Genomic DNA, 16,300 nt, shown 5'->3' with positions numbered 1-16,300 from the left:
CATAAAAACCTCTTGTTCTTACACCAAACCCCCCCCCACCCGCGGGGGGCCCCGCCCCCCCCCCGGCCGGGGGGGGGCCCCCCCGGGGGCCCGGGGGGCCCCCCCCCCCCGCCGTCCGGCCGGCCTCGAGGCCGGCCGGGAGGGTCTCAGTCCTCCGTGGTGGCCGAGACGGACGGGACGGACGGCTGCGCCGCCGCGGTCGTCGTCTTCGACGCCGCCTTCGTGGCCTTCTTGGCCGTCGTCTTCTTCGCCGTCGTCTTCTTGGCGACCGTCTTCTTCGCGACGGTCTTCTTGGCTGCGGCCTTCTTCGCCGTGGCCTTCTTCGCCGTCTTGCGGGCGGCCGTCTTCTTGGCCGGGGCGCCCTCCTCCGGCTCCTCGGCTCCGGCAGCGGCCTCAGCCTCTGCCGGCACCTCGACCGGGGCCGCCGCGGGGGCGTCCGCCGAGGTCTCCGCCGCGGCCGACGGGACGACCACGACGGCCGTCTCCTCGGGCGCGGTGGGCGCGGTGGCCTTGCGCACGGCACGGCGCCGCGGACGGGCCGGAGCCGCGCTCTCGGCGGCCGGCTCGGGCGCGGGCTCCGCGGCCGGCTCGGTGACGGGCTCGGCCTGCGCCTCGGACCGCTCCGCCGGAACCTGCGCGGACTCGGCGACCGTCACCACGGCGGCTTCCGCTCCGGCGGGCGAACCGGCCGGCGCGGACACCTTGCGCGTGGCCCGCCGGCGCGTACGGCCCTTGGGCGCCGCCTCCTCGAGGGCGGGTGCCTCGGTCGCGGATGCCTCGACGGCAGGGGTCTCGGCCACGGCGGTCTCGACGACCGGGTCCTCGACGGCCGTCGGCGCGGCGTGCGCGACGGCGGCCTCGGCCGGCTGCACCGGACGCTCGGCCTCGGCCTCGGCGGTCACGTCCTGCGCCGTGGGCGCCTGCGCGACCGGCTCGGACACGGCCTCCCGCTTCGGCGCACCGCTCTTCGGCGCGCCCGCGGGGGCCGAGGCCCGGCGGCTCGACCGGCGGCGGCCACGGCCGCGGCCGGCGGCGGCCTCCGCCTCGGCGACGCTGCTGTACAGCTCCTCGTCGGGCTCGAAGTCGGGCGCCTCCAGGGCGACCGGCTCGGCCGCCTCGGCGGCGACCTCGGCCGCGCTCTCGGTCTCCTCGCCGGCGCTCACCACGGTCTCGGCGGCAATCTCGTGCTCGTGCTCGTGGGCGTCGCCGCCCCGGCCGCGCTTCTTGCCGCGCTTGCCGCCGCCACCGACGGCGGTCGGCTGGTCGAGGTGGACGATGACACCGCGGCCGTTGCAGTGGACGCAGGTCTCGGAGAACGACTCCAGCAGGCCCTGGCCGACCCGCTTGCGGGTCATCTGCACCAGACCCAGCGAGGTCACCTCGGCGACCTGGTGCTTCGTGCGGTCCCGGCCCAGGCACTCCAGCAGGCGCCGCAGCACCAGGTCCCGGTTGGACTCCAGCACCATGTCGATGAAGTCGATGACGATGATGCCGCCGAGGTCGCGCAGCCTGAGCTGACGCACGATCTCCTCGGCCGCCTCCAGGTTGTTCCTGGTGACCGTCTCCTCGAGGTTGCCGCCCTGACCGGTGAACTTGCCGGTGTTGACGTCGACGACGACCATCGCCTCGGTCCGGTCGATCACCAGCGAACCGCCGCTGGGCAGCCAGACCTTGCGGTCCAGCGCCTTGGCGAGCTGCTCGTCGATCCGGTAGGTGGCGAAGACGTCGACCTCGGAGGTCCACTTCGACAGCCGGTCGGCCAGGTCCGGGGCGACGTGGGAGACGTAGCCGTGGATGGTCGACCAGGCCTCGTCGCCGCTGACGACGACCTTGGTGAAGTCCTCGTTGAAGATGTCGCGCACGACCCGGACGGTCATGTCCGGCTCGCCGTAGAGCAGCGTCGGGGCGTTGCCGCTCTTGGCCTTCTTCTGGATGTCCTCCCACTGCGACTGGAGCCGCTCGACGTCACGGCGCAGCTCGTCCTCGCTCGCGCCCTCGGCGGCGGTGCGCACGATGACGCCCGCGTCCTCGGGGACGATCTTCTTGAGGATGCTCTTCAGCCGGGCCCGCTCGGTGTCGGGCAGCTTGCGGCTGATGCCGGTCATCGACCCCTCGGGCACGTACACGAGGTAGCGGCCCGGCAGGGAGACCTGGCTGGTCAGGCGGGCGCCCTTGTGCCCGATCGGGTCCTTGGTGACCTGGGCGAGGACCGGCTGGCCGGACTTCAGGGCGGCCTCGATGCGGCGCGGCCCGTTGGCCATGCCCAGCGCCTCGAAGTTGACCTCACCGGCGTACAGGACGGCGTTGCGGCCCTTGCCGATGTCGATGAAGGCGGCCTCCATCGACGGCAGCACGTTCTGGACCTTGCCCAGGTAGACGTTGCCGACGTAGGAGGTGGCCTGCTCCTTGTTGACGTAGTGCTCGACGAGCACGCCGTCCTCCAGGACGCCGATCTGCGTGCGGTCGCCGTGCTGGCGGACGACCATCACGCGCTCGACGGCCTCGCGGCGGGCCAGGAACTCGGCCTCGGTGATGATCGGGACGCGGCGGCGGCCCTGCTCACGGCCCTCGCGGCGGCGCTGCTTCTTCGCCTCCAGACGGGTCGAGCCCTTGATGGACTGGACCTCGTCGGACGGCTCGCCGGCCTTGCGCGGCTCGCGGACCTTGACGACGGTGCGCTCCGGGTCACCGGCGCCCGGCTCGGCCTCGGCCGAGGAGTCCCCGGCACGGCGGCGACGGCGACGGCGACGGCGGCTGCCCGCGGTGGAGCCCGTCTCGTCGTCGTCGGAGCCCTCCTCGGCGTCCTCGTCCTCCTGCTCGGCGGTGTCCTCGGCGTCCTGCGCGGCCTGCTCGGCGGCCAGGTCGTCGGCGTCGGCGTCACCGGAGTCGCCCTCGGCGCTGTCACCGCGACGGCGGCGACGTCCGCCCCGGCGGCGACGGCGGCGCGACGCGCCCTCGTCGGTGTCGTCGTCACCCTCGGCGGCGTCGTCGGCGGCCTCGTCGGCCTCCTCCGGCTCCGTCTCGTCCTCGGCGGCGGGTTCGGCGGTCCTGGCCTGCTCGGCGGGCTCCTCGGCGGGGCCGGCGCCCCGACGCCTGCGGCGGCGCCGCGACCCGGTCTGCTCCTCGGTGAGCTCCTCGACGGCCTCGACGGGCGCCACGGGCTCCTCGACGGGCTCCTCCACCTCGGCGCCCGCGGCGGCGGCCTCGGCGGCGGCGCGCTCGGGCGTCTGGAAGCGCGGCTCGGTGAACACGGGCGCCTGGAACACCGCGACCGCGGGGCGGGCGGGACGACGCGGGGCGTCCTCCTCACCGGCCGGACGCGAGGGCGCGGAGAATCCGACGGCGGCCTTGCGGGTCACGCGGCGGCGCCCACGGCGGGGGCCGGCCTCCTCCTCGGCCTGCGGCGCGGGCGCCTCGGGCGCCTTCGCCTCCACGACGGCGGGCTCGGCAGCGGGCTCGGCGGGGGCCTCGGCCTGCTCCGGCGCCTCCGCGGGCGCGGCGGCGGCACGGGCGGCCCGACGGCGCGTACGGCGCGGGGCCTCCTCGGCGGCGGGCGCCTCGGCGGGTTCGGCCTGCTCGGTCGCGGCGGGCGCCTCGGCGGCCACGACGGACTCGGCGGGCTCGGTCGCCTGCGGTGCGCCGGTGGGTGCCGTCGCCCGGCGCGTGGCCCTGCGGCGGGTCCGCCCGGCGGGCGCGGCCTCGGCGGGCTCCGCCGTCACGGCGGCCTCGGGGGCCTCGGGGGCCACGCTCTCGGCGGTTGCCGGGGTCTCGGCGGTCTGTTCCACGGCGGCGGGTGCCGTCACGGTACGGGTGGCCCGGCGGCGGGTGCGGCGCGGTGCGGGTTCCTCGGCGGGGGCCTCGGCCGCGACGGCGACGGCCTCGGCCGGCTCCACCGGCGCCGCGGCCGCGGGCACCACGGTCTCGGCGGTCTCGGCCGCGGCGGCCGGAGCACCGGCGGGCGCGGACGCCCGGCGGGTGGCACGCCGGCGCGGACGGGCGGCGGGAGCCGCCTCCTCGGCCGGCGCGGGGGCCTCGGCGGCGGTGTCGGCCGCCGTCTCCTCCTCGATGTCCTCCGCGGCCAGGTCGGCGGCGGACTCGGCGACCGCGACGGTCGGCTCGACGGTCTCGGCGGAGACCTCGGCGGCGCCGGCCGGCGGACCCGCCGGCCGGGAGGCGGCACGGCGCCGACGACGCGGCGGCAGGGTGTCGCTCGGGGTGTTGTTCGATGCGGAATCCGGAACGGACCCGGTGGATTCGGTCGGTTCGAGCATGCGGGCGTATCTCCCGTCAGGCTCCCGGGCGCCGCGCTGGTCCGGCGCCGATCACGGAGGATCGGTCACCGTTGACGTCCGCGGCTCGCGCTGTGCGCGGTGCCGCCGTCCGGGGCGCGGGCGCCGCACGGGAGCTCTCTAGTGTCCTGTCTCGCCGGTTCCGTACACCGAATGTGCACGGCCTGGCGAAAGTCTTGTGGTCGGTGCGCCGCCCGACCCAGGTGGCTCCCGAGTGCGAGGGCTGCGCTACGACGTGCGTCCCTGTGCGGAACCTTCCTTACGCCGGCGCCTTCGCGGCGGCAGTCGCATCGGCCGTTGTCAGGGCCTCGGCTGCCTCGCGGTCGGGCGCGAGCGGGTCGGTCACCGCGCCGGTCTCTTCATCGAGCAGCCCCTGCGCCAGCCTGGTCACCCCTGCGGGGACCGGCGGCGCCAGGTCGGCCACGGCGCGAAGACCGGACAGGACGTCGTCGGGTCGAACGGCAGGCGTCACGTGCCGAACAACCAGCCGCAGTATCGCACAGGGCTGGTCCGTCGGCCTATCGGCCTGTGGATCCAGTGTCTCGAGGTGGACGACGGCGGATCGGGCGTCGAAGGTGCGGACGCCGTTCTTCATCAGCCGCTGGACCTCGACGGTGTCGGCCGCGACGAAGGCGGCCACCGCGCGGTCGGCTTCCGCGGGGTCCACGCCCGGCAGGCGCATCTCCCACACGGAGGCCGTGAGCCGGTCGGCGAGCCCGGACGTACGGGCCTCGACCGCGTCGACGATGTCGAGCCCGGTGGGCAGCGACTCGTCGAGCAGCTCACACAGCTTCTGCGGATCCCGCGCCGCGGTGAGCGCGATCTCCAGGTACTCCGCCTCGCTGCCCGTGCCGGTGGGTGCGGCATTGGCGTACGACACCTTCGGGTGCGGCGTGAACCCGGCCGAGTACGCCATCGGTACCTCGGCACGGCGCAACGCGCGCTCGAAGGCACGCTGGAAGTCACGGTGGCTGGTGAACCGGAGGCGGCCGCGCTTGGTGTAGCGCAAGCGGATGCGCTGCACCGCGGGTGCGGGCGGCGGGCCTTCGGGCTGTCGCTTGCCCAGTGTCGTTCAGTCCTTCGTGAGAGCGGTCGTACTGCTATCAAGAGTACGTGCCCCGCGCCCGGAAGGTTCCCGCCGGGCCACGGGCTCCGGCCGCCGGGGCCCGCCGAACGGCGACCGCCGCGCTCCGGCACGCGCCCGCCGCACCGACGCGCGGACGGCGGCCAGGGGCTTGCCGGCGGGGACGACGACGTACCGCCGCAGGCCCGCCAGGGGCAGGACCACCAGGACCCGGCCCAGCCACAGCAGGGCCGGGCGGGCACAGCAGGGCGCGGTCCAGGAAGCGGCCGGCGACGAGGAGCGCGTCCCACGCCATGCGCACCGGCAGGACCAGGACGAGCGCGACGATCCGCACCGGCAGCCGGATCGCGACGACGAGACACCCCCTCGGGCTGCTGCGGCGCGGGCTGCCGAGCGGGCGGTGCCCCGGACGGTTCGTCGAGGTCCGTACCCGCGAGGAAGCCGGGGCGGCCGGTCCGGATCCCGCCGCCCCGCCGCACCGGCTGACGACGACGGCCGACCCGCCCTGCCCCGGAACGCACGAGGGCCCGGCCGCACCGTTCGGTGCGGCCGGGCCCTCCCGTGCGGGGTGCCGCTACTTCACGACCGTCAGCGGCAGCAGCTTCTTGCCCGTGGGCCCGATCTGGATGGACGTGTCCATCGCCGGGCACACGCCGCAGTCGAAGCACGGCGTCCAGCGGCAGTCCTCGACCTCGGTCTCGTCGAGGGCGTCCTGCCAGTCCTCCCAGAGCCAGTCCTTGTCGAGGCCGGAGTCCAGGTGGTCCCAGGGCAGGACCTCCTCGTAGCCGCGCTCACGGGTGGTGTACCAGTCGACGTCCACGCCGGAGGGGGCCAGGGCCTTGTCGGCGCAGCTCATCCAGCGGTCGTAGGAGAAGTGCTCGCGCCAGCCGTCGAAGCGGCCGCCGTCCTCGTAGACGGCGCGGATGACGGCGCCGATGCGGCGGTCGCCACGGGACAGGAGGCCTTCGACGATGCCGGGCTTGCCGTCGTGGTAGCGGAAGCCGATCGAGCGGCCGTACTTCTTGTCGCCGCGGATCTTGTCGCGGAGCTTCTCCAGGCGGGCGTCCGTCTCCTCGGCGGAGAGCTGCGGCGCCCACTGGAACGGGGTGTGCGGTTTGGGCACGAAGCCGCCGATGGAGACCGTGCAGCGGATGTCGTTGGCGCCGGAGACCTCGCGGCCCTTCTGGATGACGCGGGTCGCCATGTCGGCGATCTGCAGGACGTCCTCGTCGGTCTCCGTCGGCAGGCCGCACATGAAGTACAGCTTCACCTGGCGCCAGCCGTTGCCGTACGCGGTGGCGACGGTGCGGATCAGGTCCTCTTCCGAGACCATCTTGTTGATGACCTTGCGCATGCGCTCGGAGCCGCCCTCGGGGGCGAAGGTGAGGCCGGACCGGCGGCCGTTGCGCGTCAGCTCGTTGGCCAGGTCGACGTTGAAGGCGTCCACGCGGGTCGAGGGCAGCGAGAGGCCGATCTTGTCTTCTTCGTAGCGGTCCGCGAGGCCCTTGGCGACGTCACCGATCTCGCTGTGGTCGGCGGAGGACAGGGACAGCAGGCCGACCTCCTCGAAGCCGGTCGCCTTCAGGCCCTTCTCCACCATCTCGCCGATGCCGGTGATGGAGCGCTCGCGGACCGGGCGGGTGATCATGCCGGCCTGGCAGAAGCGGCAGCCGCGGGTGCAGCCGCGGAAGATCTCCACCGACATCCGCTCGTGCACCGTCTCGGCGAGCGGGACGAGGGGCTGCTTGGGGTACGGCCACTCGTCGAGGTCCATGACCGTGTGCTTCGACACCCGCCACGGGACGCCGGACCGGTTGGGCACGACGCGGGCGATGCGGCCGTCCGGCAGGTACTCGACGTCGTAGAAGCGCGGGATGTACACGCCGCCGGTCTTCGCCAGGCGGAAGAGGACCTCCTCGCGGCCGCCCGGACGGCCTTCGGCCTTCCACTCCCGGATGATCCTCGTCATGTCGAGCACGGCCTGCTCGCCGTCGCCGATGACCGCCGCGTCGATGAAGTCGGCGATCGGCTCGGGGTTGAAGGCCGCGTGGCCGCCGGCCAGCACGATCGGGTCGTCGAGACCGCGGTCCCGGGACTCCAGCGGGATGCCCGCCAGGTCCAGCGCGGTCAGCATGTTGGTGTAGCCCAGCTCGGTGGAGAAGGACAGGCCGAACACGTCGAAGGCCTTCACCGGGCGGTGGCTGTCCACGGTGAACTGCGGGACCCGGTGCTCGCGCATCAGGGCCTCCAGGTCCGGCCACACGCTGTACGTGCGCTCGGCGAGGACGCCCTCCTGCTCGTTGAGGACCTCGTAGAGGATCATGACGCCCTGGTTGGGGAGCCCGACCTCGTAGGCGTCCGGGTACATCAGCGCCCAGCGGACGTCGCAGGACTCCCAGGGCTTGACCGTGGAGTTGAGCTCGCCGCCGACGTACTGGATCGGCTTCTGCACGTGCGGGAGCAGAGCTTCGAGCTGCGGGAAGACCGACTCGACAGACATCGCGAGGTTACCTTCGTGAGCTGGCTGGGGGGCACCCCCGGCCGGAGGGGCTGGGGGAGGGTGACCATCTAGCCTAACCCGCTCACGGGGCGTCCCCGAACGCCGGAAGGTCCCCGCGGCCCCGGACCGCCGCCGCGCGGATCGTCTCCCATGTCCGCGGGAGTGCCGCCTCCGACAGTTCCGCCCGCCGTTCCTCCCTGCCGTGGAGCACTCCGTAGGTGAAGGCGCTCTCCCCCGCCGCGTGCGCCCGGGCGGCGAGGTCGCGCAGGGCCTCACGGGCCATGACGCTGTCCTGGTGGTCGCCGAGCAGTCCCTGGAGGGACTTCACGCGACGGACCAGGTCGGCGGCGGGCGCGCCGAGCGCGGGCGTGGCGGCCTCGGCCGAGTAGCGGGTCCGCTTGGCCTTCTTGCGTGCCTCGTGCAGGGCCAGGTCCCGGCCGGTGCCCGGCGGCTGTGCGAGTGCCTCCTCGACCAGTGCGGCGACCCCCGCGAAGTCCTTGCGCACGGCCTTGGCGAGCGTCTTGCGCGGGGTGTCCGCGGCGGCCGGCAGCAGGGGCGGCTCGTCGACGAGCCGGTCCAGGGTGTCCAGCAGCGCCAGGTACCGCGCGCCGTCCAGTACGGCGATCAGGCGCCGGCGTGAGCCGCCGCCGCGCGCCCGCGCCCAGGTGCGGAGCCGGTTGCGGACGGGGCCGACGACCAGCGGGCGCGGCAGGGCCTCCAGGGCGGCCGTCAGCCGGTCGGTCAGCACCTCCTGGTCGCGGTCCACGCCCAGTTCCCCGGCGAGCCACTTCAGCTCCTCGCCGACCGGGTCGGTGACGGCGCGGTCGAGGACCTTGGCGTAGGAGCGGAGGGCGCTGCGCAGCCGGCGGGTGGCGACGCGCATGCCGTGCACGGAGTCGGGCAGCTCCCGGCGGACGGCGGGGTCCAGGGCGACGATCGCGTCCCGCTGGGTGCGCAGGTACGCCAGGACGTGGTCCCCGGCGGTCGCCGCGGCGTCGGTCGCGGTCTTCCCGGCGGCGCGCTCCGCGCCGGCCCGCGGCTTGCGCTCGGGCCTGCCGTCCTTCTTCCGCCCCGGTTCCGTCTCCGCCAGTGCGCGCGCCAGTTTCGACGCCGACCCGGACGGCCGTACGCCCGCCTCGCGGAGGCGTTTCTCCACCTCGTCGAGGAAGCCGGGGTCGCCGCCGTCGGCGAGCTCCACCTCGATCTCGGTCCACCGGGCGGAGCCGCCGTCCCCGGTCAGCCGGTCGGCGCGCACCGTGTCCGCGCTGACCTCGGCGAGCAGCCCGCCCTGCGCGTCGAGCAGCTCGCGGACGTCGCGGGCGGAGCGGAGCCGGACGACCGGTGCCAGCTCGGCGTCCCGTACCCGGGAGCGGACCAGTCCGGCGAGGGCGCGCGGGAGGGTGTCGGACAGCGGTGCCCGGATCTCGTCGCGGACGCCGGGGGCGACGGGGAACTTCAGGTGCCAGCCCGCGTCGGAGCCTCCGGTGCGGCGCCGCAGGGTGAGGGAGGCGGCGGCGAGCCGGGCGTCGGCGGTGTCGTAGTAGGTGGCGTCCAGTTCGGTGATGCCCCGGTCGAGGACGGCGGCGACCCCGGTGACGCCCGTCAGGTCGGGCAGCTCGCCGTCATCGGATGCGTACTTGCGCTCGACCTCGCGTTTCGTCTCCGTCATGACCCGAATCTAGTGGCGGTCGAGCCCGGGACGGCAGGGCCGGCCGGGCTCGACTTCCGCCGTGCGCGGGGTGGGACGGGTGCGGTGGTGCGGGGTGCTCAGGCCGACATGGGCCGCTGGACCCGGATCGACTGCAGCAGTCCGACCGCGACCCACACCGCGAACATCGACGTGCCGCCGTAGGACACGAAGGGCAGGGGCAGGCCGGTGACCGGCATGATGCCGAGAGTCATGCCGATGTTCTCGAAGGCCTGGAAGGCGAACCAGGCGACTATCCCGGCGGCGACGATCGTGCCGTACAGCTCGGTCGTCTCGCGGGCGATGCGGCAGGCCCGCCACAGCACGACGCCGAGCAGCACGATGATGAGGCCGCCGCCGACGAAGCCCAGTTCCTCGCCGGCGACCGTGAACACGAAGTCCGTCTGCTGCTCGGGCACGAACTGGCCGGTCGTCTGCGAGCCCTCGAACAGCCCTGACCCGGTCAGCCCGCCCGAACCGATGGCGATGCGCGCCTGGTTGGTGTTGTAGCCGACGCCGGCGGGGTCGAGGCTGGGGTTGGCGAAGGCCGCGAAGCGGGCGATCTGGTAGTCGTCCAGGATGTGCAGCTGCCAGACGGCGAGCGCACCGGCGACGCCCGTGCCGAGCAGTCCGAAGACCCACCGGTTGGAGGCGCCGGAGGCCAGCAGCACGCCGAGCACGATGATGACCATGACCATGACCGACCCGAGGTCGGGCATCAGCATGACGATCGCCATCGGTACGGCGGCCAGGCCGAGGGCCTGGAGCACCGTGCGGTGGTCGGGGTAGGGCTTGTCGCCGGCGTCGACCCGCGCCGCCAGCAGCATCGCCATGCCCAGGATGATCGTGATCTTCACGAACTCCGAGGGCTGGAGCGAGAAGCCGCCGCCGAGCTGGATCCAGGAGTGCGCGCCGTTGACGGTGGAGCCGAGCGGGGTGAGCACCAGCAGGATCAGCAGGACCGACAGGCCGTACAGGATCGGTACGGCGTTGCGCAGCGTGCGGTGGCCGAGCCAGACCGTGCCGATCATCAGGACGAGTCCGATGCCGGTGTTCAGCAGGTGCCGCAGCAGGAAGAAGTACGGGTCGCCCTGGTTGATCTCGGTGCGGTTGCGGGTCGCGGAGTACACCAGCAGGGAGCCGATCAGCGACAGCGCGATCGCCGCCAGCAGTATCGGCCAGTCCAGGCGCCGCGCCAGCGAGTCGCGGGCGAGGATCCGCGTCCAGCCGGCCCGTTCGGGCCCGTACCCGGAGACGGAGAAGCCGTTCGCGCTGCTCATGTGCACTTCCTCCGGCTTCCCCGCCGGCGTCCTCGCCGCCGCGTGTCGCGGTTGGTGGCCTCGGGTGAGGCGGTGGTCGCCCCCTGCTGCGTCCCGTCCGGGGCGGGGGTGGCGGTCCCGGTGGCCTTCTGATAGGCCTGCTGCTCCTTCGCCGGGTCCTTGGAGATCTTCGGGGAGGCGATCGTGCCGTCCGTCTTGATCTTCGGCAGGGTCTTCTGCGGGGTGGGCAGCAGCGCGTTCTTCTTGTTGATCACGCCGTCGTCGGAGACGCCGTACAGAGCGTCGTATATGTTCCGCACGGCCGGGCCGGAGGCGCCGGAACCCGTACCACCCTGGGAGATCGTCATCACGATCGAGTAGTCCTTGGTGTACGTGGCGAACCAGGACGTCGTCTGCTTGCCGTAGACCTCGGCGGTGCCGGTCTTGGCGTGCATCTCGATCTTGTCCTGCGGCCAGCCGCCGAAGCGCCAGGCCGCGGTGCCGCGGGTGGCCACGCCGGCGAGGGCCTCGTCCATCTGGGCCAGGGTCTGCTTGCTGACGGGCAGCTTGCCGTGCGCCTTCGGCTCGATCTCCTGGACCGTCTTGCCGTCGGGGCTGACGACGGCCTTGCCGACCGTGGGGTCGTACAGCGTGCCGCCGTTGGCGATGGCCGCGTAGATGGTGGCCATCTGGATGGGGGTCACCAGGGTGTCGCCCTGGCCGATGGAGTAGTTGATCTCGTCACCGGCGCGCATCTTGTTGCCTTCGAGGCAGTTCTCGTACGCGATCTTCTCGACGTAACTGCCGTCCTTCTTGCCGGTCTTGCACCAGCCGGCCTTGTTGGCGTCCCAGTAGGACTGCTTCCACTCGCGGTCGGGGACGCGGCCGCTGACCTCGTTGGGGAGGTCGATGCCGGTCTCCTCGCCGAGGCCGAACTGGTGGGCGGTCTTGTAGAAGTAGTCCTTCGGCTTGCCCTTGGGGTCGATGCCGCCGTCCTTCTGCCACTGCTGGTGGGCGAGGGAGTAGAAGACGGTGTCGCAGGAGACCTCCAGGGCACGGCCGAGGGTGATCGGGCCGTGGTTCTGGGACTCGAAGTTCTTGAAGACCTGGCCGCCGACGGAGTACGAGCTGGAGCAGTTGTACCGGCCGTCGAACTCGTAGCCCGCCTGGACCGCGGCGGCCGTGGAGACCACCTTGAAGATCGAGCCGGGGGCCGCCTGACCCTGTATGGCCCGGTTGAGCAGCGGGTAGTTGGAGGACTTCCCGGTGAGCTTCTTGTAGTCCTTGGCGGAGATGCCGCCCACCCAGGCGTTGGGGTCGTAGTTCGGGTTGGACGCCATGGCGACCACGCGGCCGGTCTTGGCCTCCATCACGACGACCGCGCCGGCGTCGGCCTTGTAGTTCTCGTTGGTGTTCTTGTCGAACTGCTTGCGGGCTTCCTTCATCGCCTCGTTCAGCTCGTACTCGGCGACCCGCTGGACGCGGGCGTCGATGCTGGTGACGAGGTTGGAGCCGGGCTGTGCCGGGTCGGCCTCGGCCTCGCCGATGACCCGGCCGAGGTTGTCGACCTCGTAGCGGGTGACGCCGGCCTTGCCGCGCAGTTCCTTGTCGTACTGGCGCTCCAGTCCGGACCGGCCGACCTGGTCGGAGCGCAGGAAGGGCGAGTCGGTGTCCTGGGCCTTGGTGATCTCCTCGTCGGTGACCGGGGAGAGGTAGCCGAGGACCTGGGCGGTGTTGGCCGCGCCGGGGCTCGTGTAGCGGCGCACGGCCTCGGGTTCGGCGGTGATGCCGGGGAAGTCCTCGGCGCGCTCGCGGATCTGGAGGGCCTGCCTGGGCGTGGCCTCGTCGGTGATGGGGATCGGCTGGTAGGGCGAGCCGTTCCAGCAGGGCTGGGGGGTCTGCGCGTCGCACAGCCGGACCTTCAGCGTGACGTCCTCGGCGCTCATGCCGAGGACGCCGGCGAGCTTGGCCAGGACGGCCTTGCCGTCGTCCTTCTGCTTCAGCAGTTCGGTACGGGAGGCGGAGACGACGAGCCGTGTCTCGTTGTCCGCGAGGGGGACTCCTCGCGCGTCCAGGATGGAGCCGCGCACGGCGGGCTCGACGACCTGCTGGACGTGGTTGCCGGAGGCCTCCTTGGCGTACTCCGCGCCCTCACGGATCTGGAGGTACCACAGCCGGCCGCCGAGGGTGCCGAGGAGGGAGAGGACGAGGATCTGGATCACGACGAGCCGGATCTGGACCCGTGGGGTCCTCCCGGTCTCGGGGATGTTGGTCACTGCGGCTGTCTCCCCCTCTCAGTGCGCGGACGCGTGTGCCCGGACGCGGACGCCGGTGGACGGACGTGTGCCGGTGGACGGATGTCTGCCGGCGGGTGGATGTGTGCCGGCGGAGGTGCGTGTGCCGACGGGTGTGCGTACGCATGATGAACGATCCGCCGGTGAGGCCTCGTTCCGCCCCGGCGGCCCCGTTCGGGTGAACCCGCGGGCGTCGTCCGCACGCGGGACGCCACCGGAGGTCTCCCGCGCGTCACCCGTCCTCGACTCCCCCGCGATCACAGCCGCTTGACCCCCTTGATGCGCCCGGCACGGGTCGCCCGGGAGCGGACCGCCTTCATCCTCAGGCCGCCGCGCTGGCCGCCGATGCGCAGACCGGTGCCGGAGGAGAGCCACCCGGAGGAGATGTCGGGCTTCTTGGCGGCGGAGGTGGTCTCGGCGAGCGGGTCGTTGTCCGCGCGCCGGGCCAGGAACATCACGCCCGGCACGACGAAGGGGGCGAGCAGCAGGTCGTACAGGGCCGCCGAGAACAGCAGGCCGGTGAGGCCGACGTGGCGGGCGGCGGTGTCTCCGACGAGGGCGCCGACGCCGGCGTACAGCAGGGTGGAGCCGATGGCGGCGGCGACCACGACGAGCATCGGGCCGGTGGCCGACTTGATGCGGCCGGTCTCCGGCTTGACGAGCCCGGCCAGGTAGCCGATGACGCACAGCACGAGGGCGTAGCGGCCGGCGGCGTGGTCGGCGGGCGGGGCGAGGTCGGCGAGCAGTCCGGCGCCGAAGCCGATGAGGGCGCCGCCGACGTGGCCGTAGACCAGGGCGAGGCCCAGGACGGTGAGGAGGAGCAGGTCGGGGACGGCGCCGGGCAGGTGCAGGCGGGCGAGGACGCTCACCTGGATCACCAGGGCGACGACGATCAGCGGGACGGAGAGCAGGATCCGGTTGGCGCGCATGGGGTAGTCAGCTCCTACTGCTCTTCCTGGCCTTCGGCGGGTGCGTTCGCGTTCGGGGTGACCGTGACGGTCACCGTCGGCGTGGGGACCGGCTTGGGCTTGGTGGGCAGCACGGTGTCGCGCGGGTCCTTCTTCGGTGCCTCGACGACGACGCCGACGATGTCGAGCTTGGTGAAGCTGACGTACGGCGTGACGTAGAGGGTGCGGGTGAGGTCGCCGCCGGACGGGTCGACGCGGGAGACCACGCCGACCGGCACGCCGGGTACGAACGGCTTGTCGGCCTGCGAGCCGAAGGTGACCAGACGGTCGCCCTTGTGCACCTCGGCCTTGCCGTTGAGGAGTTCGACGCGCAGCGGGCGGTCGCCCTGTCCGGAGGCGAAGCCCAGTTCGTCGGACGCCTCCATGCGGGTGCCGACGGTGAAGTCGGGGTCGCTGGCGAGCAGGACGGTGGCGGTGTTCGGTCCGACGGTGGTGACCCGGCCGACCAGTCCGTCGCCGTTGAGGACCGTCATGTCGCGCTTGATGCCGTCGTTCGCGCCGACGTCGATGGTGACGGTCCAGGAGAAGCCCTGGGCCGCTCCGATCGCGATGACCTCGGCGCCCTTGATGCCGTACCGGCCGGCGCCGGCGGTCTTGAGGATCTTGTCGAGCTGCGCCAGGCGGCTGCGGTTGCGGTCGTCGCTGCCGAGTTCCGCCTTGAGGGCGGCGTTCTCCTTCTCCAGCGCGGCGAGCCGGTCGTGGCGCTCACCGGAGTCGCGTACGGCGGAGACGGCGTCGCCGACGGGGTCCACCGCCGACGCCACCCCGTCCTCGACCGGGCCGAAGGCCGCGGCGGCGGCCTGCCGGGCACCGTCGACCGGGGAGTCCTCCCCGCCGCGGATGTCGACCGTGATCAGCGCGAACGCGACGGCGATCAGCAGCACCAGGAGCAGCCGGCTCTCTCGTGTGTCCCTCACGTGCGGCGGCCGTGCCCTTCCTCATAGGAATGCGGGAATTGGGGTTGCCCCCGGTGAAGTCCGGGGTGCGGTACGGGGGGGCTTGGAGGCTTTCGAGGATCTTATGCCTCGGGAGCAACGATCCGCTGCCTCGGGAGCAACGATCCGCCGCACGAGAGGCGATCGTCCCGTACGGCGGAATCGGAGCGTCACGTCATCTGCGCGGCGCCGCGTCCAGGACCTGCTGGAGCGCCTCGAACTCCTCGACGCACTTGCCGGATCCGAGCGCCACGCTGTCCAGCGGGTCCTCGGCGATGTGGATGGGCATGCCGGTCTCCCGGCGCAGCCGCTCGTCCAGTCCGCGCAGCAGGGCCCCGCCGCCGGTCAGGACGATTCCGCGGTCCATGATGTCGCCGGACAGCTCCGGCGGACACTTGTCGAGGGTGGTCTTCACCGCGTCGACGATCGCGTTGACGGGTTCCTCGATCGCCTTGCGCACTTCGGCGGCCGAGATGACGACGGTCTTGGGCAGTCCGGAGACGAGGTCCCGGCCGCGGATTTCGGTGTGCTCGTCGGAGTCGAGGTCGTACGCCGAACCGATCGTGATCTTGATCTGCTCGGCACTGCGCTCACCGAGGAGGAGGCTGTACTCCTTCTTGATGTGCTGGATGATCGCGTTGTCCAGCTCGTCGCCCGCGACGCGGATGGACTGGGCGGTGACGATGCCGCCGAGCGAGATGACCGCGACCTCCGTGGTGCCGCCGCCGATGTCCACCACCATGTTGCCCGTGGCCTCGTGGACCGGCAGGCCGGAGCCGATGGCCGCGGCCATGGGCTCCTCGATGATGTGCACCTGGCGGGCGCCGGCCTGGGTCGACGCCTCGATGACGGCGCGGCGCTCGACGCCCGTGATGCCCGAGGGCACGCAGACGACGACCCGCGGCCTGGCCAGATACCGCCGCTTGTGGATCTTCAGGATGAAGTAGCGGAGCATCCGCTCGGTGATCTCGAAGTCGGCGATGACGCCGTCCTTCAGCGGACGCACGGCGACGATGTTGCCGGGGGTCCGTCCGATCATCTTCTTCGCTTCGGCGCCGACCGCGAGGATGCCACCGGTGTTGGTGTTGATCGCGACGACGGACGGCTCGTTGAGTACGATCCCACGACCCCTGACGTACACCAGCGTGTTGGCGGTCCCGAGGTCGACAGCCATGTCACGGCCGATGAACGACATTGAGTTCCCCATCAGGATTCGACTGGCCTTCCCATGAGCTCGTGAGGGCTTTTCAGGTCGGCGAGGTGGGTGCTGTGACGTGAAGGATT

Annotated in this window: 9 protein-coding genes and 1 pseudogene; all 10 read right to left on the bottom strand. The window is 72.7% G+C overall.

Translation table 11 applies throughout. The annotated features are described in order from the left end of the window. Positions 1-146: 146 nt before the first annotated feature. A complete protein-coding gene (locus tag ACZ5FU_RS16705; protein WP_468836159.1) occupies positions 147-4,271 on the bottom strand; it encodes an Rne/Rng family ribonuclease in 4,125 nt (1,374 codons plus the stop codon). 277 nt (positions 4,272-4,548) lie between these two features. Continuing rightward, the gene (locus tag ACZ5FU_RS16700) at positions 4,549-5,313 is read right to left on the bottom strand and encodes a TIGR03936 family radical SAM-associated protein (RefSeq protein ID WP_468836164.1); all 765 of its coding nucleotides are present in this window, start codon (positions 5,311-5,313) and stop codon (positions 4,549-4,551) included. Positions 5,314-5,523: 210 nt separating this feature from the next. Beyond that, a pseudogene (locus tag ACZ5FU_RS16695) lies at positions 5,524-5,719 on the bottom strand (hypothetical protein); the annotation flags it as partial. Positions 5,720-5,947: 228 nt separating this feature from the next. Further along, complete coding sequence (locus ACZ5FU_RS16690) at positions 5,948-7,873, bottom strand: TIGR03960 family B12-binding radical SAM protein (RefSeq protein ID WP_451526745.1); 1,926 nt, start codon at positions 7,871-7,873, stop codon at positions 5,948-5,950. 82 nt (positions 7,874-7,955) lie between these two features. Beyond that, complete coding sequence (locus tag ACZ5FU_RS16685) at positions 7,956-9,542, bottom strand: CYTH and CHAD domain-containing protein (RefSeq protein ID WP_468836170.1); 1,587 nt, start codon at positions 9,540-9,542, stop codon at positions 7,956-7,958. Positions 9,543-9,640: 98 nt separating this feature from the next. Further along, positions 9,641-10,840, bottom strand: a complete 1,200-nt coding sequence (gene rodA / locus ACZ5FU_RS16680) for a rod shape-determining protein RodA (RefSeq protein ID WP_451526743.1) — start codon at positions 10,838-10,840, stop codon at positions 9,641-9,643. Next, on the bottom strand, positions 10,837-13,095 hold the full coding sequence (gene mrdA / locus ACZ5FU_RS16675) for a penicillin-binding protein 2 (RefSeq protein ID WP_451526742.1): 2,259 nt from the start codon (positions 13,093-13,095) through the stop codon (positions 10,837-10,839). The genes rodA and mrdA overlap by 4 nt, the downstream gene beginning before the upstream one ends. A gap of 275 nt (positions 13,096-13,370) precedes the next feature. Continuing rightward, the gene (mreD, locus tag ACZ5FU_RS16670; protein WP_451775790.1) at positions 13,371-14,042 is read right to left on the bottom strand and encodes a rod shape-determining protein MreD; all 672 of its coding nucleotides are present in this window, start codon (positions 14,040-14,042) and stop codon (positions 13,371-13,373) included. A gap of 14 nt (positions 14,043-14,056) precedes the next feature. Then, on the bottom strand, positions 14,057-14,998 hold the full coding sequence (gene mreC, locus ACZ5FU_RS16665; RefSeq protein WP_468643919.1) for a rod shape-determining protein MreC: 942 nt from the start codon (positions 14,996-14,998) through the stop codon (positions 14,057-14,059). A gap of 193 nt (positions 14,999-15,191) precedes the next feature. Then, complete coding sequence (locus ACZ5FU_RS16660) at positions 15,192-16,211, bottom strand: rod shape-determining protein (protein ID WP_451526739.1); 1,020 nt, start codon at positions 16,209-16,211, stop codon at positions 15,192-15,194. Positions 16,212-16,300: the final 89 nt, after the last annotated feature.

Source organism: Streptomyces sp. NPDC031554, from assembly GCF_055580685.1.
Note: the sequence above shows the minus strand (reverse complement) of the source record. Positions and strands in the feature narration are given on the sequence as shown.

Coding starts and splice junctions, on each gene's coding strand:
- ACZ5FU_RS16705 (WP_468836159.1), bottom strand. CDS start 4,271: ATGCTCGAACCGACCGAATCCACCGGGTCCGTTCCGGATTCCGCATCG.
- ACZ5FU_RS16690 (WP_451526745.1), bottom strand. CDS start 7,873: ATGTCTGTCGAGTCGGTCTTCCCGCAGCTCGAAGCTCTGCTCCCGCAC.
- ACZ5FU_RS16685 (WP_468836170.1), bottom strand. CDS start 9,542: ATGACGGAGACGAAACGCGAGGTCGAGCGCAAGTACGCATCCGATGAC.
- rodA (WP_451526743.1), bottom strand. CDS start 10,840: ATGAGCAGCGCGAACGGCTTCTCCGTCTCCGGGTACGGGCCCGAACGG.
- mreD (WP_451775790.1), bottom strand. CDS start 14,042: ATGCGCGCCAACCGGATCCTGCTCTCCGTCCCGCTGATCGTCGTCGCC.
- ACZ5FU_RS16660 (WP_451526739.1), bottom strand. CDS start 16,211: ATGTCGTTCATCGGCCGTGACATGGCTGTCGACCTCGGGACCGCCAAC.